Here is an 18,445-nt window from a genome sequence, read left to right as displayed (position 1 = left end):
TGTTATACTTAATTAAACTTATAAATTGCTGAATTAATTTCAGCTAAAATTATACTCTTCTTCTTTTTGGAGGTCTACATCCGTTGTGTGGCATTGGTGTTACATCAATAATTTCTGTAACTTCAATTCCACCGTTATGTATTGAACGGATAGCAGACTCACGTCCGTTTCCTGGTCCTTTTACATACACTTTAACTTTTTTCAAACCTGCCTCAAGTGCAACTTTAGAACAATCTTCTGCTGCCATTTGAGCTGCATAAGGGGTGTTCTTTTTTGATCCTCTGAAACCCATTTTACCGGCAGATGACCAAGAAATTACTTCTCCTTTTTTGTTGGTAAGAGAGATAATAATATTATTGAAAGTTGCATTAATATGAGCTTCACCCGTTGATTCAACGATAACTTTACGTTTTTTTGCTGTTGCTTTAGCCATATTACTTATTATTTAGTTGCTTTTTTCTTATTAGCAACAGTTTTTCTTTTACCTTTTCTTGTTCTAGAATTGTTCTTAGTTCTTTGTCCTCTTAATGGAAGACCAGATCTGTGACGAATTCCTCTGTAACATCCAATATCCATAAGACGTTTGATGTGTAAAGAAACTTCTGAACGCAATTCACCTTCAATCTTGTAGTATGATACGGCGTCACGGATTCCTCCGATTTCGTCATCATTCCAATCTTGAACTTTCTTGTCTTGACTAACTTGAGCTTTCTCTAAAATCTCAATAGCTCTGCTTTTTCCGATACCAAAGATATAGGTTAATGCAATAACTCCTCTTTTGTTTTTGGGTATATCAACCCCTGCTATTCTTGCCATAATTATCCTTGTCTTTGTTTAAATCTAGGATTCTTTTTGTTAATAACGTACAATCTACCTTTTCTACGTACAATTACGCATTCGGCACTTCTCTTTTTAACTGATGCTCTTACTTTCATTTTGAATAAGCTTTAATATCTGTAAGTAATTCTTGCTTTGGACAAGTCGTAAGGACTCATTTCCAGTTTCACTTTATCACCTGGTAATAACTTGATGTAATGCATACGCATTTTTCCTGAAATATGAGCAATAACAACGTGACCGTTTTCTAACTCTACGCGAAACATTGCATTTGATAATGCTTCAATAATGCTTCCGTCTTGTTCTATTGCTGATTGTTTTGCCATAATTAAGCTACTGCTTTTCTATTTTTGCCACTTTTCATTAAACCATCATAATGTCTGTTCAACAAGTATGAATTGATTTGTTGAATTGTATCAATTGCAACCCCAACCATAATTAACAATGATGTACCTCCAAAAAACATACCCCAGTTAGGTTGAACATTCATTAAGTTTACAACAATTGCTGGGAACACAGCGATTAAAGCTAAAAATAATGAACCTGGGAAAGTAATTAAAGACATCACTTTATCTAAGAAATCTGAAGTTTCTACTCCTGGTCTGATACCGGGAATAAATCCGCCACTTCTTTTTAAATCATCTGCCATTTTGTTTGTTGGTACTGTGATTGCAGTATAAAAATAGGTGAATACAACTATTAATGTTGCAAATACAATATTATACGCTAGTCCAAACATATTACTGAATTGACCGGTAATACTTTGAGCAGTTTCTGAATCTGACAATCCTGCAACGGCAGCCGGTATAAACATAATTGCTTGTGCAAAAATGATTGGCATAACTCCAGAAGCATTCAATTTTAATGGAATAAACTGTCTGTTTCCTCCCATCATATCTTGCTCAAAATCACCTGAAGTTGTTCTTCGAGCGTATTGAACAGGAATCTTTCTCACAGCCATTACAAGTAAGATACAAGCAATAATAACCAATAACCAAAGTATAATTTCAAATACTAAAAGTACGGGGCCACCATTTCCTTGGGTCAATGTAGAAGTGATCTCTTGGATAAATGATTGTGGTAATCTGGCAATAATACCTACCATAATCAAAAGTGAAATTCCATTTCCAATTCCTTTATCAGTAATTTTTTCACCCAACCACATTGCAAATATAGTACCGGTTACTAAAATAATTACAGAAGAGAATAAGAACGAAAACGAATTAAATCCAAGTAAAAAAGCGTCTGACGGTAATGTTCTGTATAAGTTGTAGATATAACCCGGACCTTGAACAAGTGTGATTGCAATTGTTAACCAACGTGTAATTTGATTAATCTTTTTTCTTCCACTCTCACCATCTTTTTGCAATTTTTGTAAGTACGGAACTGCAATACCCATTAACTGAACCACAATCGATGCAGAAATGTAAGGCATGATTCCTAAAGCAAACACGGACGCTTGTGAAAAAGCACCACCCGTAAACATATCTAATAATCCTCCAATTCCTTGGGAGGTTTGATCTGCCAAACCTGCCAATTTTGTGGCATCAATACCAGGTAATGTTACTTGTGCACCAAATCGATAAACTAAAAGTAAACCTAAAGTAACTAAAATTCTGTTTTTTAGTTCTTCAATTTTCCAAACGTTAGCGAGTGTATCAAAAAATTTCTTCATATACAAGAAAATTATAAAGTTACGGCTTCTCCACCAGCAGCTTCAATAGCGGCTTTTGCAGTTGCAGTAAATTTATGAGCGGTTACTTTTAATTTTGTTTTAAGTTCTCCTCTTCCTAAAACTTTTACTAGTTCATTTTTAGTAGCTAATCTGTTTGCAACTAGTACAGAAAAATCAACTGTATCTGTTACAATTCCATTGTCTACCAAGGCTTGAAGTGTATCAAGATTTACACCTTGATAATCTACTCTATTGATATTTTTAAAACCAAACTTTGGTACACGTCTTTGAAGTGGCATTTGTCCACCTTCAAATCCAATCTTTTTAGAATAACCAGAACGAGATTTTGCTCCTTTGTGACCACGAGACGCAGTACCACCTTTTCCAGAACCTTCTCCTCTACCTAATCTTTTATTCTGATTGTGTGTTGAACCTTCAGCAGGTTGTAAGTTACTTAAATTCATAATGAATTGTGTTATTTAGTTTCTTCAACAGAAACTAAGTGTTGAACTTTATTTACCATTCCAAGGATAGCAGGAGTTGCATCATGTTCTACAACTTGACCTAACTTACGTAATCCTAAAGCTTCCAATGTTCTCTTTTGAGTTTGAGGACAATTGATTTTGCTTGTTACTTGTTTTACTTTAATTTTTGCCATAATTTCCTTGAATTAACCTTTAAATACTTTCTCTAAAGATACTCCTCTTTGTTTTGCAACAGTGTAAGCACTTCTCATTTGCAATAATGCATCAAAAGTAGCTTTTACCACATTATGTGGATTTGAAGATCCTTGAGATTTTGATAATACATCGTGAATCCCTACTGATTCAAGTACTGAACGAACAGCACCACCAGCAATAACTCCTGTACCGTGAGATGCAGGCATTAAAAATACACGTGCTCCACCAAATTTACCTTTTTGTTCGTGAGGAACTGATTGACCACTCAAAGGAATTTTTACTAAATTTTTCTTTGCATCTTCCACTGCTTTTGCAATAGCTTCTGATACATCTTTAGATTTTCCTAGTCCGTGACCTACTACTCCATTTTCATCACCTACAACAACAATTGCAGAGAAGCCAAATGCTCTACCACCTTTTGTTACTTTGGTAACACGATTTACACTAACCAAACGATCTTTTAATTCAAGACCACTAGGCTTAACTAGTTCTACGTTTTTATAATTCTGATACATATTTTCTTAGAATTTAAGTCCGGCAGCTCTTGCACCTTCGGCTAATGATTTTACTCTTCCGTGATATAAATAACCTCCTCTATCAAAGGTTACATTTTCTATCCCAGCTTTTAATGCTCTTTCTGCTACAAGTTTTCCAACTGCAGTAGCTTTTTCAACATTAGTACCTTTAGAATCTACTTCTTTATCTCTTGAAGAAGCTGCTAACAAAGTTGTACCGTTTGCATCATCAATTAGTTGAGCGTAGATTTCTTTGTTGCTTCTGAATACAGAAAGTCTTGGTTTTGCGGATGTTCCGACAACAATTTTTCTAATTCTGAATTTGATTCTTTGTCTTCTATCAGATTTTGTTAATGACATAATCTTATTTTTTTAAGCTGATTTACCTGCTTTTCTTCTTAATACTTCTCCAACAAACTTAACACCTTTTCCTTTGTAAGGTTCTGGTTTTCTGAAACCTCTAATTTTAGCGGCAACTTGACCTAAAAGTTGTTTGTCATATGATGTTAATTTCACGATTGGGTTTTTACCTTTTTCAGAAACTGTTTCCAAAACTACTTCTGGAGCGATTTCTAAAACGATATTGTGAGAAAAACCTAAAGCAAGATCTAATTTTTGACCTTGATTAGATGCTCTGTAACCCACACCTACTAACTCTAATTCCTTCGTAAAACCTGTAGATACGCCATTAATCATGTTATTGATTAATGAACGGTATAAACCGTGTTTCGATCTTTGGTCTTTGTGATCTGATGATCTCTCAACTAATACTTGACCTTCTTCAACTTTCACTTCAACATCTGAGTATTCTTGTGTAAGTTGACCTAATTTTCCTTTAACTGTAATCACATTATTTGCTACTTCAACAGTAACTCCTGCCGGGATTGCAACTGGATTTTTACCTATTCTTGACATCTTTTAGCTTTTTTTAGTATACGTAACAAATTACTTCTCCACCAACATTTAACTGTTTAGCTTGTTTTCCTGTCATAACTCCTCTTGAAGTTGAAACAATAGCAATTCCTAAACCGTTTAAGATTCTTGGCAAGTTTGAAGAACCTGCATATTTACGTAAACCTGGTTTACTAATTCTTTGGATATCTCTGATTACCGGCTCTTTAGTATCTTTATCATACTTCAAAGCAATTTTGATTGAGCCTTGAACGCCACTGTCATCAAACTTGTAACTTAAAATATATCCTTGATCGAATAAAATTTTTGTGATTTCTTTTTTAAGTTTCGAAGCAGGAATCTCAACCACTTTGTGATTTGCTTTCACTGCATTTCTAACTCTTGTTAGATAATCTGCAATAGGATCTGTATACATATTTATAAAATTTTGGCAACGGTTTTCAGAGGAACTATTCCGCTGAACCTGAAACCATTAAACACATTTTTTTAAAGTAGATAATTGTACGTTACCTGCTAAAAGCTGGCAAATGTACAATTATCTGCTGAAATAAACTAACTACCAGCTAGCTTTCTTTACACCTGGAATTAATCCTTGGTTAGCCATTTCACGGAATGTTACACGTGAAAGACCGAATTGACGCATATACCCTCTAGGTCTTCCTGTTAATTTACAACGATTGTGTAAACGTACTGGAGAGGCATTTTTTGGTAATTTTTGTAAACCTTCATAATCACCAGCTTCTAATAAAGCTTTGCGTTTTTCAGCATACTTTTCTACCGTTTTTTGTCTCTTCACCTCACGGGCTTTCATTGATTCTTTAGCCATATCTTAATTCTTTTTAAAAGGTAAACCTAGTTCTGTCAATAATGATTTTGCTTCTTTATCTGTTTTAGCAGAAGTTACAAAGGTAATATCCATTCCTGAAATTTTGTTTACTTTATCAATATCAATTTCAGGGAAAATGATTTGTTCAAGTACTCCAAGATTGTAATTTCCTCTTCCGTCAAAACCAGTTGCTTTGATACCACCGAAATCTCTAACACGAGGTAATGAAGATGTAATCAATCTGTCTAAGAATTCATACATTCTTTCACCACGTAAAGTTACTTTGGCACCAATTGGCATTCCTTTTCTTAATTTAAAAGACGCAACGTCTTTTTTAGAAATTGTAGATACTGCTTTTTGTCCTGTAATTTTAGTCAATTCATCAACTGCATAATCAACTAATTTTTTATCGGATACAGCAGCTCCAACTCCACGGCTTACAACAATTTTTTCCAATTTAGGAACTTGCATTACATTCTTGTAACCGTACTCTTCTTTCAAAGCAGCAATAACTCTGCTTTTATATTCTTCTTTTAGTCTAGGTATATAAGCCATCACTATAATACTTGATTAGATTTTTTTGCAAATCTTACTTTCTTATCTCCTTCTACTTTGATTCCAACTTTAGTTACTTTTTTTGACTTTGGGTCAATCAAAGATAAATTTGAAATTTGAATAGGAGCTTCTTTCTTTACGATTCCACCTTGAGGGTTTTTTGCACTTGGTTTAGTGTGAACAGAAACCATGTTTGTACCTTCAACGATCGCTTTATTTGCATCACGGAAAACACGTAAAACTTTACCTTCGGTACCTTTATGGTCACCTGCAATAACTCTTACTACGTCTCCAGTTTTAATTTTTAATTTTGTCATCATTAATCGAATTAAAGCACTTCAGGTGCTAATGATACAATTTTCATGAATTGTTTTTCACGAAGTTCTCTGGCAACCGGACCAAAAACACGAGTTCCTCTCATTTCTCCTGCAGCGTTTAACAATACGCAAGCGTTATCGTCAAAACGAATGTAAGATCCATCAGCTCTTCTCACTTCTTTTTTGGTACGTACAACAACTGCAGTGGATACTGCACCTTTTTTAACGTTTCCGTTAGGTGTTGCATCTTTAATAGACACTACAATTTTATCTCCAACAGAGGCATAACGACGTTTCGTTCCTCCTAAAACACGGATAGTCAAAACTTCTTTTGCTCCAGTGTTGTCTGCTACTTTTAATCTTGATTCTTGTTGTACCATAATTATTTCGCTCTTTCAATGATTTCAACTAATCTCCAACATTTTGATTTTGATAAAGGTCGTGTTTCCATGATCTTTACAGTATCTCCAATGTTACAGTCGTTTGTTTCGTCGTGTGCAACATATTTCTTAGTTTTCAACACGAACTTACCGTATAACGGGTGTTTTACTTTTCTTGTTTCAGAAACAACAATGGATTTTTCCATTTTGTTGCTAGTAACAACACCAACTCTTTCTTTTCTTAAATTTCTTTTTTCCATCTTTCAGCAGTATACAATTATTGTAACTCTCTTTTACTAATTTCAGTTGCCAATCTTGCTACTGATCTTCTCACTGCTCTAATCTGTAAAGGATTTTGAATAGGAGAAATAGCGTGAGCCATTTTTAGGTCGGTGTATGTTTTACGTAACTGACTTAATTGTTCTTGTAACTCAGCTGTAGACAGACTAATAATTTCTGATTGTTTCATAATTTTAAATAATATTATGCTTCGAAATCTCTAGCAACAATGAATTTTGTTTTAACAGGTAGTTTTTGAGCAGCTAAGCGTAATGCTTCTTTTGCTACTGACAAAGGAACTCCTCCTACTTCAAACATTATTCTTCCGGGTTTAACAACGGCAGCCCAATATTCTACGGCTCCCTTTCCTTTACCCATACGTACTTCTAGTGGTTTCTTAGTGATTGGTTTATCTGGAAATATTTTAATCCACAACTGACCTTCTCTTTTCATAAAACGAGTTGCGGCGATACGAGCTGCCTCGATTTGACGAGAAGTCAAGAAAGCAGAATCTAAAGATTTAATCCCAAACATTCCGTTAGAAAGTTCGTGCCCTCTTTGAGAAACGCCTTTCATTCTACCCTTTTGTACCTTACGGTATTTTGTTCTTTTAGGCTGTAACATTTTTTCTTTAGTTTAAAAAATTACTTTCTTTTGCGTTGGTTTGGTTTACCGCTTGGTTTCCCATTAGAGTTATTACCTTTTCCACTTCCTGCAGCTTGTTTTTTATCCATACCTACAAGTGGAGAAAGATCTCTCTTTCCGTAAACTTCACCTTTCATGATCCATACTTTGATTCCCATTCTACCGTAAGTAGTGTGAGCTTCAGCTAAAGCATAATCAATGTCTGCTCTGAAAGTTGATAGAGGAATTCTTCCTTCTTTGAAACCTTCTGAACGTGCCATTTCAGCACCATTCAAACGACCTGAAATCAAAACTTTAATACCTTCTGCATTCATACGCATTGCTGCTGCGATAGCCATTTTAATAGCTCTTCTGTATGAAATACGGCTTTCGATTTGACGAGCGATACTTGTTGCAACTAAATAAGCATCTAACTCAGGTCTTTTAATTTCAAAGATGTTAATTTGAACCTCTTTGTCAGTAATTTTCTTAAGTTCTTCTTTCAACTTGTCTACCTCTTGACCGCCTTTTCCGATAATGATACCAGGTCTTGCAGTAGTGATAGTAACGGTTACAAGTTTTAAAGTTCTCTCGATGATTACTTTTGATACACTAGCTTTTGATAAACGAGCATGAATATACTTTCTGATTTTATAATCTTCGGCAATTTTATCACCGTAGTCATTTCCACCATACCAGTTAGAGTCCCATCCTCTGATGATACCAAGTCTATTCCCTATTGGATTTGTCTTTTGTCCCATCTTAATTATTAATTGCTTTGTGTGTTATTATTAGCTCCAAGCACGATTGTTACGTGATTTGAACGTTTTCTTATTCTGTGTGCACGACCTTGAGGTGCAGGACGAAGTCTTTTTAACATCGCACCACCATCTACTCTGATCTCTTTTACAAATAAAGCCGCTTCTTCTAAGTTACCTTCTTCATTTTTTTGTTGCCAGTTATTAATAGCTGATAACAATAATTTCTCCAACTTTCTTGAAGCTTCTTTTTGACTAAATCTTAAAATATTTAGTGCTCTTTCCACTTTCTGACCTCTTACCAAGTCTGCTACTAGACGCATTTTTCTAGGTGAAGTAGGGCAGTTATTCAATTTAGCGAAAGCAATAGACTTATTAGCCTCTTTTCTCGCATCTGCTGTTTCTCTTTTACGAACTCCCATAACTTCTTATTTTTTACCTTTATTTTTAGCTCCAGCGTGACCTCTAAAAGATCTTGTTGGTGAAAATTCTCCTAATTTATGTCCTACCATGTTTTCTGTTACATATACAGGAACAAACTGACGACCATTGTGAACTGCGATAGTCTGTCCTACGAAATCCGGAGTAATCATAGAGGCTCTTGACCATGTTTTGATTACACCTTTGTTTGATTTCTCAACATTTTCCAGAACTTTCTTCTCTAATTTATAATGAACAAAAGGTCCTTTTTTTAATGAACGTGCCATATCTATCTAATTATTTCTTTCTGCGTTCAACAATATACTTATTACTCGGATTGGCTTTGGCACGAGTTCTATAACCTTTAGCTGGAATACCTTTTCTAGAACGTGGGTGACCTCCTGATGAACGTCCTTCTCCACCACCCATTGGATGATCAACAGGGTTCATAGCAACTGGTCTTGTTCTTGGCCTTCTACCTAACCATCTTGATCTACCGGCTTTACCGGAAACGATTAATTGGTGGTCTGAATTCGATACCGCACCGATAGTTGCTGTACAAGTAAGCAAGATCAATCTTGTTTCACCTGAAGGCATTTTTATCGTTGCATATTTACCATCTCTTGCCATTAATTGAGCGAATGTACCGGCTGAACGAGCAATTGTTGCTCCTTGACCCGGACGTAACTCAATACATGAAATAACAGTACCTAAAGGAATTTTGCTCAATGGAAGTGTGTTACCAATTTCCGGAGATGCATTCTCACCTGACATTACTGTTTGTCCTACCTGCAAACCATTTTGAGCAATGATATACGTCTTTTGACCATCAACATAACTCAATAATGCAATAAATGCAGTTCTGTTTGGATCGTACTCTATAGATTTAACTGTAGCTGGAATTCCATCTTTAGTTCTTTTAAAATCTATGACACGATATTTTTGTTTGTGACCACCGCCCGTATAACGCATGGTCATTTTTCCTTGACTATTTCTACCTCCAGAGTTTTTTTTCGGTGCGAGTAATGAACGCTCCGGCTTATCAGTTGTAATGGCGTCAAAACCATTAACAACTCTAAAACGCTGACCCGGGGTAATAGGTTTTAATTTTCTAACTGACATTGTTTAATTAGATATTGTTATAAAAATCAATAGTTTCTCCTTCGCTTACTTGAACAATTGCTTTTTTATAAGCATTTGTTTTAGCACTGATTAAACCACTTTTAGTGTATTTAACCGAGCGATCTGGTCTTACATTCATAGTGTTTACAGCAACAATATTTACACCATAAGCGGCTTCAATAGCATTTTTTATTTGCACTTTGTTAGCTTTCTTTTCCACTACAAAACCATAACGGTTAGCTAACTCAGTTTGTTTAGTAACTTTTTCTGTTATGATTGGCTTAATAATGATACTCATGGCTCTATTATTTACTTAAATTTTCTTCAATTCCTTCCAAAGAACTCTCTAGAAGCACTAATTTATTTGCGTTTAAAATCGCATAAGTGCTTAATTCTGAGTTTGTTACAACTTTAGAGGCCTTTAAATTGCGTGACGACAAATATACATTTTTATTTGAATCACCCAACACAAATAAAGATTTTTTATTCTCCAACCCTAAGGCTTTCAATATTGTAATAAAATTCTTTGTGTTTGGAGTTTCGAAATTAAAATCTTCTAGTACTACCAATTCTGAATCTTTTACTTTTTGAGAGAAAGCTGATTTACGAGCTAATCTTTTTAAAGTTTTATTCAATTTGAAAGAATAACTTCTTGGTCTTGGACCAAAAACTGTACCTCCTCCTTTGAACAATGGATTCTTGATACTTCCTGCACGAGCAGTACCTGTACCTTTTTGTTTCTTAATTTTACGAGTACTTCCTGTAACCTCAGCTCTTTCTTTTGCTTTGTGAGTACCTTGTCTTTGATTAGCAAGATATTGTTTCACATCAAGATAGATAGCATGATTGTTAGGCTCTATAGCGAAAACAGCATCAGAAAGTTGAACTTTTCTGCCTGTTTCTTTTCCGTTGATATCTAAAACTTTTACTTCCATTACTTCTGAATGATTACATAAGAGTTTTTATGTCCTGGAACGCATCCTTTAACAACCAAAAGGTTTTTGTCTGCTACCACTTTTAAAACTCTAAGGTTTTGAATTGTTACATTTTCTCCTCCAGTTCTTCCTGCCATACGCATTCCTTTGAATACTCTTGATGGATAAGAAGAAGCTCCTACAGAACCAGGTGCTCTTAAACGGTTGTGCTGACCATGAGTTGCTTGTCCAACACCACCAAATCCGTGACGTTTAACAACCCCTTGAAAACCTTTACCTTTTGATACACCTTGTACATCAACAAATTCTCCTTCGTTGAATTGATCTACAGTGACTAAATCACCTAATTTAAACTCTGTTTCAAAATCTTGAAATTCAACGACTTTTTTCTTAGCAGAAGTACCCGCTTTTTGAAAGTGGCCAATAGCCGCTTTTGTAGCGTGTTTTTCTGTTTTGTCATCGAAACCAAGTTGAAACGCTTCATACCCGTCAACCTCTTTGGTTCTGACTTGGGTAACGACACATGGACCTGCTTCAATTACTGTACAAGGAATGTTTTTCCCGTTTTCGTCGAAGATGCTAGTCATGCCGATTTTTTTTCCAATTAACCCAGACATATAAAACTAATTAATAATTAATAAAATTCTTTTTTTTGTTTCGTAGTAAAACAAGAGTATTAAGTAATAAGAAAAGTCTTATTACTTAATACTTTCGTCTCTGTACATTTATCACACTTTGATTTCAACTTCAACACCACTTGGCAACTCTAATTTCATTAGAGCATCAATTGTTTTTGAAGAAGAAGAATAGATATCTAATAATCTTTTGTATGAACTCACTTCAAACTGCTCTCTAGCTTTTTTGTTAACGTGTGGAGAACGTAATACAGTGAAAATCTTTTTGTGTGTAGGTAATGGAATTGGACCTGTTACTACAGCACCGGTACTTTTTACCGTTTTTACAATCTTCTCAGCTGATTTATCAACCAACATGTGATCGTAAGATTTTAATTTTATTCTGATTTTTTGACTCATTTTCTTAAGAATTAAGCGTTTCCTTTTGCTTTTTTGATAACCTCTTCAGAAATATTTGAAGGAGTTTGTTCATAATGTGAAAATTCCATTGTAGATGTTGCTCTACCAGAAGATAATGTTCTTAAAGTAGTAACATAACCAAACATTTCTGAAAGTGGAACATTTGCTTTGATAGTCTTAGCACCTGCTCTGTCTCCCATATCGTTTACTTGACCTCTACGACGGTTTAAATCTCCAACGATATCTCCCATGTTTTCTTCAGGAGTAATTACTTCAATTTTCATAATTGGCTCAAGAATTACAGCTCCGGCAGCTTTTGCAACCTCTTTGTAACCCATTTTAGCAGCTAATTCGAAAGAAAGAGCATCCGAATCCACAGGGTGGAATGATCCGTCTAATAAAGTAACTTTTAAACTATCTACAGCATATCCTGCTAAAGGACCTGTTTTCATAGCTTCTTTGAAACCTTTTTCAACAGAAGGAATATATTCTTTTGGAACGTTACCTCCTTTTACTTCGTTAACAAACTGAAGACCTACGAATGGTTTTCCATCCACATCGTCAGCTGGTCCTAAACGAAAAACGATATCACCAAATTTACCACGTCCACCAGATTGCTTTTTATAAGTTTCTCTGTGTTGTGCAACTTTAGTAAATGCTTCTTTGTATTCAACTTGAGGTTCACCTTGGTTTACTTCAACTTTGAATTCACGTTTCATACGATCTACAAGAATGTCTAAGTGTAACTCACCCATACCTGAAATAATCGTTTGACCTGAAGCTTCATCAGTTCTAACGGTGAAAGTTGGATCTTCTTCAGCTAATTTAGCTAAAGCCATACCCATTTTATCAACGTCTGCCTTAGTTTTTGGCTCGATAGCGATACCAATTACAGGATCAGGGAATTTCATACTTTCTAATACAATAGGATGTTTTTCATCACACATTGTATCTCCGGTTTTGATATCCTTAAATCCAACAGCAGCTCCAATATCTCCAGCCTCAATATAATCGATTGGATTTTGTTTGTTTGCGTGCATTTGGTAGATACGAGAGATACGTTCTTTGTTTCCTGAACGAGTGTTCAAAATATAAGAACCTGCATCTAAACGACCTGAATAAGCACGGAAGAAAGCTAAACGTCCAACATAAGGATCCGTTGCAATTTTAAAAGCTAAAGCTGCAAATGGCTCTTTTGGATCAGGACGACGCAATATTTTCTTTTGATCTTCTTCTAATAAATCAGCATCATCAGGATGAATTCCTTCGATACCTTCTTTATCCATTGGAGATGGCAAGTATTTACAAACTGCATCTAACATGAACTGAACACCTTTGTTTTTGAAAGATGAACCGGCAATCATTGGAATAATAGCCATGTCAATTGTTGCAGCACGTAAAGCTGTATTAATTTCGTCTTCAGTAATAGAATTTTCATCTTCCATATACTTATCTAAAAGATTCTCATCATATGTAGCAATCTCTTCAATAAGCTTTGAACGATATTCTTTTACTTCATCAACCATATCAGCTGGAATTGGAACGATGTCAAAAGTTGCCCCTTGCGTTTCATCATGCCAAATAATAGCTTGGTTTTTTACTAAATCTACTACTCCTCTAAAATCATTCTCTTCTCCAATTGGCAATGTAATTGCAACTGCGTTTGATTTCAACATGTCTTTAACTTGTTGACAAACGTTTAAGAAGTTAGAACCTTGACGGTCCATTTTGTTTACGAATCCCATTCTTGGAACTCTGTATTGATCTGCAAGTCTCCAGTTTGTTTCAGACTGAGGCTCAACACCATCAACCGCACTAAATAAGAAAACTAAACCATCTAATACACGTAACGAACGGTTTACCTCTACTGTAAAGTCAACGTGACCTGGAGTATCGATAATATTAAAGTGGTATGGTTTTGATTCCGGCAATGGTTTCCCTTGCTCAGTTGGAAAATTCCACTCACAAGTGGTAGCAGCAGAAGTAATCGTAATACCTCTTTCTTGCTCTTGTGCCATCCAGTCCATTGTTGCAGCACCATCGTGCACCTCACCAATCTTGTGTGATTTTCCGGTATAAAATAGAATACGCTCTGTTGTTGTAGTTTTACCTGCATCAATATGAGCTGCAATTCCAATATTTCTTGTGTATCTTAAATCTCTAGCCATTTTTTATGAATTAAAATCTAAAGTGAGAGAACGCTTTGTTAGCTTCTGCCATTTTGTGAGTATCCATTCTTTTCTTAACTGCTGCACCTTCTTCTTTAGCTGCTGCTAAAATTTCAGAGGCAAGTTTAGCTGCCATTGATTTTTCGTTTCTTCTTCGTGCATATAAAATCATCCATTTGATAGCATAAGATATCTTTCTATCCGGACGAATTTGCATTGGAATCTGAAATGTTGCTCCACCTACTCTACGACTACGTACTTCTACGTGAGGCATAACATTGGTCAAGGCATCTTTCCAAATTTCTAATGACGATTTTTCTGCATCTTGTTTCTTAGTTTCTACGATTTCCATTGCATCATAGAACACTTTGAAAGCAGTTGATTTTTTACCATCCCACATTAAGTTGTTCACAAAACGTGTTACCAATTGATCATTGAATTTTGGATCCGGTAAAAGAGGTCTTTTTTTGGCCTGTCTTTTTCTCATGTCTTTTCTTTAAAAGTTTTTAACTTACTTTTTCTTTGCGGGTGCTGCTGCTTGTCCTGGTTTTGGTCGTTTTGCACCATATTTCGAACGACGTTGAGTACGACCGGCTACACCAGCTGTATCTAAAGCCCCACGAACAATATGGTATCTAACTCCTGGCAAATCTTTTACCCTTCCGCCTCTAACTAATACTATCGAGTGCTCTTGTAGATTGTGTCCTTCTCCCGGGATGTAGGCATTAATCTCGTTTCCGTTTGTTAAACGAACCCTTGCCACCTTTCTCATTGCTGAGTTTGGTTTCTTTGGAGTTGTTGTGTAAACACGAGTACATACACCTCTTCTTTGAGGACAAGAATCTAAAGCAGCCGATTTACTCTTCTTAGTTATTTGGGCTCTCCCTGTTCTTACTAATTGTTGAATTGTTGGCATAATTAATACTAAAAAATTTTCTTGTTTTTAAAATTACCCTATTTTTAGGGGTTGCAAATGTAAGAAATATTTTTTGCAAAACAAATCATAATTTATTTATTTTCTAATGGTTAGCATTTTTATTGATTTGAATATCAATTTTTCATCTAAAATAAGCCTGATTTCAATACTTTCTTGAACGGATTACTTTTAATAAAATACCATTCTTTCAATTTTTACGTTACTTTTATCAAAATTTATTTTGGATTTGAAACCCCTATTGTATCTTACATTTTGTTTACTTCTGATTGAAAATTGTTTTTCTCAATCGCTCTATTTGAAAATTGAAGGCAACTCAAATTCAGAAACTCAAATAATAGATTCTATTGGTTATCCCAAAAAATTTAAAACGGCCAATGAAATAATTACCGCTTCAAAAAACCTATCCAATCAACTCTTTCAAATTGGGTATTTTGAACATCAAATTGCGGAACCGCTAAAAGCGAACGATTCTACTTTTTACTTCAAATACAATCTCAAAAATAATAGCAATACAATTTTGCTACATATTAAAGATGCTGATTTGGAATTTGTACCCTTAGGTTTTAAAAGTTCCTCGAATCAATTTACAATTGAAACAAAACAATTGCAAGGTTTTATGGAAGAACTTTTGAAAAAACTGGAAGTAAAAGGTTATTCCCTGGCAAAAGCTCAATTGATAAATATTCAAACTCAAAACAACAATATTAGTACAGACCTATATATAGACAAACAAACGAAAAGGAAAATTAACGATATAGTCGTTTTAGGTTATGAAAAATTCCCAAAAGGACATCTAAAAAACATTCAACGAATAAATAGAAATAGAATTTTTACGAAGCTTAATCTTGACAATATATATAATGACTTTAATAAGCTTCCTTTTGTAAAACAAACCAAATACCCGGAAATATTATTCACTCCTGATTCTACAAAAATTTATGTTTATTTGGAAAAAGCAAAATCCAATCAATTTGATGGCTTTATTGGGTTTTCTAATGACGAAGACAGTAAGATTATTTTTAACGGTTATGTAGATCTACTTTTACAAAACGCAATAAACTCCGGTGAAAAAATATTTTTATATTGGAAAAATGATGGGAACCAACAAGCCACCTTTAATATTGGTCTGGAAATTCCTTATTTATTTAAAACACCTATAACCTTAAAATCCGAATTGAATATCTTTAAACAAGACAGTACCTTTCAAAACACCAAAACGTCTATAGATTTAGGTTACCTTTTTAATTATAATACTAGAACTTATGTTGGCTATCAATCCACTCAATCGAGCACTATTCAAAGCACCTCTTCGCCTTTATTAAGTGATTTTAATAATGCATTTTTTACCACACAATTTGAATTTAAAGATTTCAAGTTTGACGATTTTCTATTTCCCGAAAAAACAAATTTGAATCTTAAATTTGGTACTGGAGAAAGAACCACTATAACAGACACTCAAAAACAATATTTCATTTCAATGAATGCTACTCATATTTTTAATTTAAATGAAAACAACAGCATCCAACTCAATAGTGAGAATTATTATTTAAAAAGCGATACCTATATTGTTAATGAATTGTTTCGATTTGGAGGGATACGATCAATAAGAGGGTTTAATGAGAATAGCTTACAAGGAAGCTTATTTACCTCACTTTTAACGGAATATCGCTATACATTTTCCTCTGGATTTTATACTCATACCGCCATAGACTACGGCTATTTTGAAGATAAATCAACAAACAATAGTGCTTCTTTACTTGGACTAGGAATTGGATTTGGTCTGTTTACAAAAAACGGACTATTCAACATTGTTTATGCCAACGGTAATGAAAAAAACCAAGAGTTTAAATTATCCAATTCAATTGTTCACATAAGTTTTAAATCTAGATTTTAAGTTTCTAAACTTAATTGTACCTTTGACCCCATGGAAAAAGAAAATCAAATTTTTGGCATACGAGCGATTATAGAAGCCATTCAAGCTGGCAAAGAATTGGACAAAGTGTTTTTGCAAAAAGATACGCAAGGCGATTTAATGCGGGAACTATTGAAAACAATGAAAAGTCATAAAGTTAATTTTACTTATGTTCCAGTAGAAAAATTAAATCGTTTGACTTCAAAAAACCATCAAGGTGCTGTTGCAACGGTTGCTCCGGTTTCATTTCATGATTTAGAGACTTTAATTTCTTCGGTTGTTGAAAGTGGCAAAACACCTTTATTTTTAGTATTAGACCAAATATCTGATGCTCGAAATTTTGGAGCGATCATCCGAACTGCAGAATGCACAGGAGTTGACGGCATTATCATAGGGAAACAAGGAGCCGCCCCTGTAAATGGTGATACCGTAAAAACCAGTGCAGGTGCCGTTTTTAATGTTCCTATTTGTAAAGTGGAACATATTAAAGATGCTATTTTTTATCTACAAGGCTCGGGAATAAAAACAATTGCCGCGACCGAAAAAACAGATGATTCAATTTATGATTTATCATTAAATGAGCCTTTGGCCATTATTATGGGAAGTGAAGACAGAGGAGTTAATCCATCCGTTTTAAAAATTGTTGACGAAAAAGCTAAACTTCCTATGTATGGAACCATAGCTTCTTTGAATGTATCCGTTGCTTGTGGTGCTTTTTTGTATGAAATAGTAAGACAGCGACAATAAACTAATCTTCTTTTTTTGGGATAAATTCATATAAAACATTTTGAGACGACTCAAAAGGTTGTGGCGATTCCATTTCCGAAATTTCTTCCGGTTTTGGTGGATTAACAAAGTTTCCATTGGCATCAAAACGTTTCATAAACGGATCATTTTCGGGATTAAAATCCGGTCTTTCCCATTCATAACGAATTGGTTTTTTATATTTTTCAGCTTTGTATAAAAGTGAAAATAAAAATCCTGTTATAAATCCGGCCAAATGTCCTTCCCAAGAAATTCCTTTTTCCACATCCGGAAAAATATACCAAATCATTCCTCCATACAACATTACAATCATTAACGACAATGCAACCAAGCGATAATAACGAGTTTGAATTCCCTTAAAAAAAATAAAACTCACCAAAACGTAAATCAATCCACTGGCCCCTATATGATAACTTTCTCTGCCAATTAACCAAGTGCCGAGTCCGGAAATTAGAATTCCAAAAACTAAAACTTGTAACGAAACTTCTCGGTAGAAATAGCGTAATAAGGCAATTAAAAACAATAATGGAATAGAATTATTATACAAATGATTCAAATCACCATGCAAAAAAGGACTCAAAATAACGCCTTTTAACCCACTCCAAGTTCTGGGAAAAATTCCAAAGTCGCTTAAGTCAATTTTAAATCGCACTTCTATCCAAAAAACAATCCACATGGCCAAAACAAAAAATAATGGCCATGCAATTACAGATGTTGAAAAAATAAATGGTTTTTGTTTCATACTGGGATTTGAATCAAAAATTCAACCAAAACGAATATAGTGCTTTTTTGTC

The 18,445-nt window shown here is 34.6% G+C and carries 32 protein-coding genes; 2 read left to right on the top strand and 30 right to left on the bottom strand.

Features of this window, described 5'->3' with window-relative positions; all coding sequences use genetic code 11:
• Nucleotides 1-49: 49 nt before the first annotated feature.
• The 29 genes from rpsK to rpsL form a co-directional block, all read right to left on the bottom strand.
• On the bottom strand, nucleotides 50-433 hold the full coding sequence (rpsK, locus tag B3L86_RS00940) for a 30S ribosomal protein S11 (protein ID WP_112086712.1): 384 nt from the start codon (nucleotides 431-433) through the stop codon (nucleotides 50-52).
• Between the two features lie 8 nt (nucleotides 434-441).
• Nucleotides 442-816: a 30S ribosomal protein S13 gene (gene rpsM, locus B3L86_RS00935; RefSeq protein WP_188362659.1), complete on the bottom strand. Its 375-nt coding sequence runs from the start codon at nucleotides 814-816 to the stop codon at nucleotides 442-444.
• Between the two features lie 2 nt (nucleotides 817-818).
• Nucleotides 819-935, bottom strand: coding sequence for a type B 50S ribosomal protein L36 (ykgO, locus tag B3L86_RS00930; RefSeq protein WP_084139925.1), 117 nt, complete (start codon nucleotides 933-935; stop codon nucleotides 819-821).
• 12 nt (nucleotides 936-947) lie between these two features.
• Nucleotides 948-1,163, bottom strand: coding sequence for a translation initiation factor IF-1 (infA, locus tag B3L86_RS00925; protein WP_026714631.1), 216 nt, complete (start codon nucleotides 1,161-1,163; stop codon nucleotides 948-950).
• Between the two features lie 2 nt (nucleotides 1,164-1,165).
• Nucleotides 1,166-2,512 (bottom strand): preprotein translocase subunit SecY, encoded by a 1,347-nt coding sequence (gene secY / locus B3L86_RS00920; protein WP_291113967.1) that lies wholly within the window; start codon nucleotides 2,510-2,512, stop codon nucleotides 1,166-1,168.
• 11 nt (nucleotides 2,513-2,523) lie between these two features.
• On the bottom strand, nucleotides 2,524-2,976 hold the full coding sequence (gene rplO / locus B3L86_RS00915; protein ID WP_291113964.1) for a 50S ribosomal protein L15: 453 nt from the start codon (nucleotides 2,974-2,976) through the stop codon (nucleotides 2,524-2,526).
• A gap of 11 nt (nucleotides 2,977-2,987) precedes the next feature.
• Nucleotides 2,988-3,170, bottom strand: a complete 183-nt coding sequence (gene rpmD / locus B3L86_RS00910) for a 50S ribosomal protein L30 (protein ID WP_188362662.1) — start codon at nucleotides 3,168-3,170, stop codon at nucleotides 2,988-2,990.
• Between the two features lie 12 nt (nucleotides 3,171-3,182).
• Complete coding sequence (gene rpsE, locus B3L86_RS00905; protein WP_188362663.1) at nucleotides 3,183-3,707, bottom strand: 30S ribosomal protein S5; 525 nt, start codon at nucleotides 3,705-3,707, stop codon at nucleotides 3,183-3,185.
• Nucleotides 3,708-3,713: 6 nt separating this feature from the next.
• Nucleotides 3,714-4,067 carry a 50S ribosomal protein L18 gene (gene rplR / locus B3L86_RS00900; RefSeq protein ID WP_291113960.1) on the bottom strand — a complete coding sequence of 118 codons (354 nt, stop codon included), beginning with the start codon at nucleotides 4,065-4,067 and terminating at the stop codon, nucleotides 3,714-3,716.
• A 12-nt stretch (nucleotides 4,068-4,079) separates the two neighbouring features.
• On the bottom strand, nucleotides 4,080-4,622 hold the full coding sequence (gene rplF, locus B3L86_RS00895) for a 50S ribosomal protein L6 (RefSeq protein ID WP_291113957.1): 543 nt from the start codon (nucleotides 4,620-4,622) through the stop codon (nucleotides 4,080-4,082).
• A 13-nt stretch (nucleotides 4,623-4,635) separates the two neighbouring features.
• The gene (gene rpsH, locus B3L86_RS00890) at nucleotides 4,636-5,034 is read right to left on the bottom strand and encodes a 30S ribosomal protein S8 (RefSeq protein ID WP_291113955.1); all 399 of its coding nucleotides are present in this window, start codon (nucleotides 5,032-5,034) and stop codon (nucleotides 4,636-4,638) included.
• A 141-nt stretch (nucleotides 5,035-5,175) separates the two neighbouring features.
• The gene (gene rpsN / locus B3L86_RS00885) at nucleotides 5,176-5,445 is read right to left on the bottom strand and encodes a 30S ribosomal protein S14 (protein ID WP_112086722.1); all 270 of its coding nucleotides are present in this window, start codon (nucleotides 5,443-5,445) and stop codon (nucleotides 5,176-5,178) included.
• A 3-nt stretch (nucleotides 5,446-5,448) separates the two neighbouring features.
• On the bottom strand, nucleotides 5,449-6,000 hold the full coding sequence (gene rplE / locus B3L86_RS00880) for a 50S ribosomal protein L5 (protein ID WP_188362667.1): 552 nt from the start codon (nucleotides 5,998-6,000) through the stop codon (nucleotides 5,449-5,451).
• Between the two features lie 2 nt (nucleotides 6,001-6,002).
• The gene (gene rplX / locus B3L86_RS00875) at nucleotides 6,003-6,317 is read right to left on the bottom strand and encodes a 50S ribosomal protein L24 (protein ID WP_188362668.1); all 315 of its coding nucleotides are present in this window, start codon (nucleotides 6,315-6,317) and stop codon (nucleotides 6,003-6,005) included.
• 11 nt (nucleotides 6,318-6,328) lie between these two features.
• Nucleotides 6,329-6,697, bottom strand: a complete 369-nt coding sequence (gene rplN, locus B3L86_RS00870) for a 50S ribosomal protein L14 (protein WP_007803649.1) — start codon at nucleotides 6,695-6,697, stop codon at nucleotides 6,329-6,331.
• 2 nt (nucleotides 6,698-6,699) lie between these two features.
• Nucleotides 6,700-6,957, bottom strand: a complete 258-nt coding sequence (gene rpsQ / locus B3L86_RS00865; protein WP_188362669.1) for a 30S ribosomal protein S17 — start codon at nucleotides 6,955-6,957, stop codon at nucleotides 6,700-6,702.
• Between the two features lie 17 nt (nucleotides 6,958-6,974).
• Nucleotides 6,975-7,166 (bottom strand): 50S ribosomal protein L29, encoded by a 192-nt coding sequence (gene rpmC / locus B3L86_RS00860; protein ID WP_188362670.1) that lies wholly within the window; start codon nucleotides 7,164-7,166, stop codon nucleotides 6,975-6,977.
• Between the two features lie 14 nt (nucleotides 7,167-7,180).
• Nucleotides 7,181-7,600, bottom strand: a complete 420-nt coding sequence (rplP, locus tag B3L86_RS00855; protein ID WP_188362671.1) for a 50S ribosomal protein L16 — start codon at nucleotides 7,598-7,600, stop codon at nucleotides 7,181-7,183.
• 20 nt (nucleotides 7,601-7,620) lie between these two features.
• Complete coding sequence (gene rpsC, locus B3L86_RS00850) at nucleotides 7,621-8,361, bottom strand: 30S ribosomal protein S3 (RefSeq protein WP_188362672.1); 741 nt, start codon at nucleotides 8,359-8,361, stop codon at nucleotides 7,621-7,623.
• 8 nt (nucleotides 8,362-8,369) lie between these two features.
• The gene (gene rplV / locus B3L86_RS00845; RefSeq protein ID WP_188362673.1) at nucleotides 8,370-8,780 is read right to left on the bottom strand and encodes a 50S ribosomal protein L22; all 411 of its coding nucleotides are present in this window, start codon (nucleotides 8,778-8,780) and stop codon (nucleotides 8,370-8,372) included.
• A 6-nt stretch (nucleotides 8,781-8,786) separates the two neighbouring features.
• Nucleotides 8,787-9,065 (bottom strand): 30S ribosomal protein S19, encoded by a 279-nt coding sequence (gene rpsS / locus B3L86_RS00840; protein WP_188362674.1) that lies wholly within the window; start codon nucleotides 9,063-9,065, stop codon nucleotides 8,787-8,789.
• Nucleotides 9,066-9,075: 10 nt separating this feature from the next.
• Nucleotides 9,076-9,900, bottom strand: a complete 825-nt coding sequence (gene rplB / locus B3L86_RS00835; RefSeq protein WP_188362675.1) for a 50S ribosomal protein L2 — start codon at nucleotides 9,898-9,900, stop codon at nucleotides 9,076-9,078.
• 7 nt (nucleotides 9,901-9,907) lie between these two features.
• Entirely contained in the window at nucleotides 9,908-10,198 is a 291-nt protein-coding gene (gene rplW / locus B3L86_RS00830; RefSeq protein ID WP_188362676.1) for a 50S ribosomal protein L23, read from the bottom strand.
• A 7-nt stretch (nucleotides 10,199-10,205) separates the two neighbouring features.
• Complete coding sequence (gene rplD, locus B3L86_RS00825) at nucleotides 10,206-10,835, bottom strand: 50S ribosomal protein L4 (RefSeq protein WP_188362677.1); 630 nt, start codon at nucleotides 10,833-10,835, stop codon at nucleotides 10,206-10,208.
• Complete coding sequence (gene rplC / locus B3L86_RS00820; protein ID WP_188362678.1) at nucleotides 10,835-11,452, bottom strand: 50S ribosomal protein L3; 618 nt, start codon at nucleotides 11,450-11,452, stop codon at nucleotides 10,835-10,837. The genes rplD and rplC overlap by 1 nt, the downstream gene beginning before the upstream one ends.
• 111 nt (nucleotides 11,453-11,563) lie before the next feature.
• On the bottom strand, nucleotides 11,564-11,869 hold the full coding sequence (rpsJ, locus tag B3L86_RS00815; RefSeq protein ID WP_026710316.1) for a 30S ribosomal protein S10: 306 nt from the start codon (nucleotides 11,867-11,869) through the stop codon (nucleotides 11,564-11,566).
• Between the two features lie 11 nt (nucleotides 11,870-11,880).
• Nucleotides 11,881-14,037 (bottom strand): elongation factor G, encoded by a 2,157-nt coding sequence (gene fusA / locus B3L86_RS00810; RefSeq protein ID WP_291113943.1) that lies wholly within the window; start codon nucleotides 14,035-14,037, stop codon nucleotides 11,881-11,883.
• A 10-nt stretch (nucleotides 14,038-14,047) separates the two neighbouring features.
• Nucleotides 14,048-14,524: a 30S ribosomal protein S7 gene (gene rpsG / locus B3L86_RS00805; protein WP_188362680.1), complete on the bottom strand. Its 477-nt coding sequence runs from the start codon at nucleotides 14,522-14,524 to the stop codon at nucleotides 14,048-14,050.
• A 24-nt stretch (nucleotides 14,525-14,548) separates the two neighbouring features.
• A complete protein-coding gene (rpsL, locus tag B3L86_RS00800) occupies nucleotides 14,549-14,953 on the bottom strand; it encodes a 30S ribosomal protein S12 (RefSeq protein WP_291113938.1) in 405 nt (134 codons plus the stop codon).
• 247 nt (nucleotides 14,954-15,200) lie between these two features.
• Between rpsL and B3L86_RS00795 the strand changes: the two genes are divergently transcribed.
• Together B3L86_RS00795 and rlmB are read left to right on the top strand one after the other, a co-directional pair.
• Nucleotides 15,201-16,868 carry a ShlB/FhaC/HecB family hemolysin secretion/activation protein gene (locus B3L86_RS00795; protein ID WP_291113935.1) on the top strand — a complete coding sequence of 556 codons (1,668 nt, stop codon included), beginning with the start codon at nucleotides 15,201-15,203 and terminating at the stop codon, nucleotides 16,866-16,868.
• A 30-nt stretch (nucleotides 16,869-16,898) separates the two neighbouring features.
• Entirely contained in the window at nucleotides 16,899-17,633 is a 735-nt protein-coding gene (gene rlmB, locus B3L86_RS00790) for a 23S rRNA (guanosine(2251)-2'-O)-methyltransferase RlmB (protein WP_291113932.1), read from the top strand.
• 1 nt (nucleotide 17,634) lies between these two features.
• Here rlmB and B3L86_RS00785 read toward each other — a convergent pair whose 3' ends face one another.
• Complete coding sequence (locus B3L86_RS00785; RefSeq protein WP_291113929.1) at nucleotides 17,635-18,393, bottom strand: rhomboid family intramembrane serine protease; 759 nt, start codon at nucleotides 18,391-18,393, stop codon at nucleotides 17,635-17,637.
• Nucleotides 18,394-18,445 lie beyond the last annotated feature (52 nt).

The organism is Flavobacterium sp. UBA6135, assembly GCF_002428305.1.
GTDB lineage: Bacteria > Bacteroidota > Bacteroidia > Flavobacteriales > Flavobacteriaceae > Flavobacterium.
This window is presented reverse-complemented; position numbering and strand designations above follow the sequence as displayed.

What these genes read in the sequence shown, in the direction of transcription:
- rpsK (WP_112086712.1), bottom strand. Translation starts at nt 433, where the DNA reads ATGGCTAAAGCAACAGCAAAAAAACGTAAAGTTATCGTTGAATCAACG.
- rpsM (WP_188362659.1), bottom strand. Translation starts at nt 816, where the DNA reads ATGGCAAGAATAGCAGGGGTTGATATACCCAAAAACAAAAGAGGAGTT.
- ykgO (WP_084139925.1), bottom strand. Translation starts at nt 935, where the DNA reads ATGAAAGTAAGAGCATCAGTTAAAAAGAGAAGTGCCGAATGCGTAATT.
- infA (WP_026714631.1), bottom strand. Translation starts at nt 1,163, where the DNA reads ATGGCAAAACAATCAGCAATAGAACAAGACGGAAGCATTATTGAAGCA.
- secY (WP_291113967.1), bottom strand. Translation starts at nt 2,512, where the DNA reads ATGAAGAAATTTTTTGATACACTCGCTAACGTTTGGAAAATTGAAGAA.
- rplO (WP_291113964.1), bottom strand. Translation starts at nt 2,976, where the DNA reads ATGAATTTAAGTAACTTACAACCTGCTGAAGGTTCAACACACAATCAG.
- rpmD (WP_188362662.1), bottom strand. Translation starts at nt 3,170, where the DNA reads ATGGCAAAAATTAAAGTAAAACAAGTAACAAGCAAAATCAATTGTCCT.
- rpsE (WP_188362663.1), bottom strand. Translation starts at nt 3,707, where the DNA reads ATGTATCAGAATTATAAAAACGTAGAACTAGTTAAGCCTAGTGGTCTT.
- rplR (WP_291113960.1), bottom strand. Translation starts at nt 4,067, where the DNA reads ATGTCATTAACAAAATCTGATAGAAGACAAAGAATCAAATTCAGAATT.
- rplF (WP_291113957.1), bottom strand. Translation starts at nt 4,622, where the DNA reads ATGTCAAGAATAGGTAAAAATCCAGTTGCAATCCCGGCAGGAGTTACT.
- rpsH (WP_291113955.1), bottom strand. Translation starts at nt 5,034, where the DNA reads ATGTATACAGATCCTATTGCAGATTATCTAACAAGAGTTAGAAATGCA.
- rpsN (WP_112086722.1), bottom strand. Translation starts at nt 5,445, where the DNA reads ATGGCTAAAGAATCAATGAAAGCCCGTGAGGTGAAGAGACAAAAAACG.
- rplE (WP_188362667.1), bottom strand. Translation starts at nt 6,000, where the DNA reads ATGGCTTATATACCTAGACTAAAAGAAGAATATAAAAGCAGAGTTATT.
- rplX (WP_188362668.1), bottom strand. Translation starts at nt 6,317, where the DNA reads ATGACAAAATTAAAAATTAAAACTGGAGACGTAGTAAGAGTTATTGCA.
- rplN (WP_007803649.1), bottom strand. Translation starts at nt 6,697, where the DNA reads ATGGTACAACAAGAATCAAGATTAAAAGTAGCAGACAACACTGGAGCA.
- rpsQ (WP_188362669.1), bottom strand. Translation starts at nt 6,957, where the DNA reads ATGGAAAAAAGAAATTTAAGAAAAGAAAGAGTTGGTGTTGTTACTAGC.
- rpmC (WP_188362670.1), bottom strand. Translation starts at nt 7,166, where the DNA reads ATGAAACAATCAGAAATTATTAGTCTGTCTACAGCTGAGTTACAAGAA.
- rplP (WP_188362671.1), bottom strand. Translation starts at nt 7,600, where the DNA reads ATGTTACAGCCTAAAAGAACAAAATACCGTAAGGTACAAAAGGGTAGA.
- rpsC (WP_188362672.1), bottom strand. Translation starts at nt 8,361, where the DNA reads ATGGGACAAAAGACAAATCCAATAGGGAATAGACTTGGTATCATCAGA.
- rplV (WP_188362673.1), bottom strand. Translation starts at nt 8,780, where the DNA reads ATGGGAGTTCGTAAAAGAGAAACAGCAGATGCGAGAAAAGAGGCTAAT.
- rpsS (WP_188362674.1), bottom strand. Translation starts at nt 9,065, where the DNA reads ATGGCACGTTCATTAAAAAAAGGACCTTTTGTTCATTATAAATTAGAG.
- rplB (WP_188362675.1), bottom strand. Translation starts at nt 9,900, where the DNA reads ATGTCAGTTAGAAAATTAAAACCTATTACCCCGGGTCAGCGTTTTAGA.
- rplW (WP_188362676.1), bottom strand. Translation starts at nt 10,198, where the DNA reads ATGAGTATCATTATTAAGCCAATCATAACAGAAAAAGTTACTAAACAA.
- rplD (WP_188362677.1), bottom strand. Translation starts at nt 10,835, where the DNA reads ATGGAAGTAAAAGTTTTAGATATCAACGGAAAAGAAACAGGCAGAAAA.
- rplC (WP_188362678.1), bottom strand. Translation starts at nt 11,452, where the DNA reads ATGTCTGGGTTAATTGGAAAAAAAATCGGCATGACTAGCATCTTCGAC.
- rpsJ (WP_026710316.1), bottom strand. Translation starts at nt 11,869, where the DNA reads ATGAGTCAAAAAATCAGAATAAAATTAAAATCTTACGATCACATGTTG.
- fusA (WP_291113943.1), bottom strand. Translation starts at nt 14,037, where the DNA reads ATGGCTAGAGATTTAAGATACACAAGAAATATTGGAATTGCAGCTCAT.
- rpsG (WP_188362680.1), bottom strand. Translation starts at nt 14,524, where the DNA reads ATGAGAAAAAGACAGGCCAAAAAAAGACCTCTTTTACCGGATCCAAAA.
- rpsL (WP_291113938.1), bottom strand. Translation starts at nt 14,953, where the DNA reads ATGCCAACAATTCAACAATTAGTAAGAACAGGGAGAGCCCAAATAACT.
- rlmB (WP_291113932.1), top strand. Translation starts at nt 16,899, where the DNA reads ATGGAAAAAGAAAATCAAATTTTTGGCATACGAGCGATTATAGAAGCC.
- B3L86_RS00785 (WP_291113929.1), bottom strand. Translation starts at nt 18,393, where the DNA reads ATGAAACAAAAACCATTTATTTTTTCAACATCTGTAATTGCATGGCCA.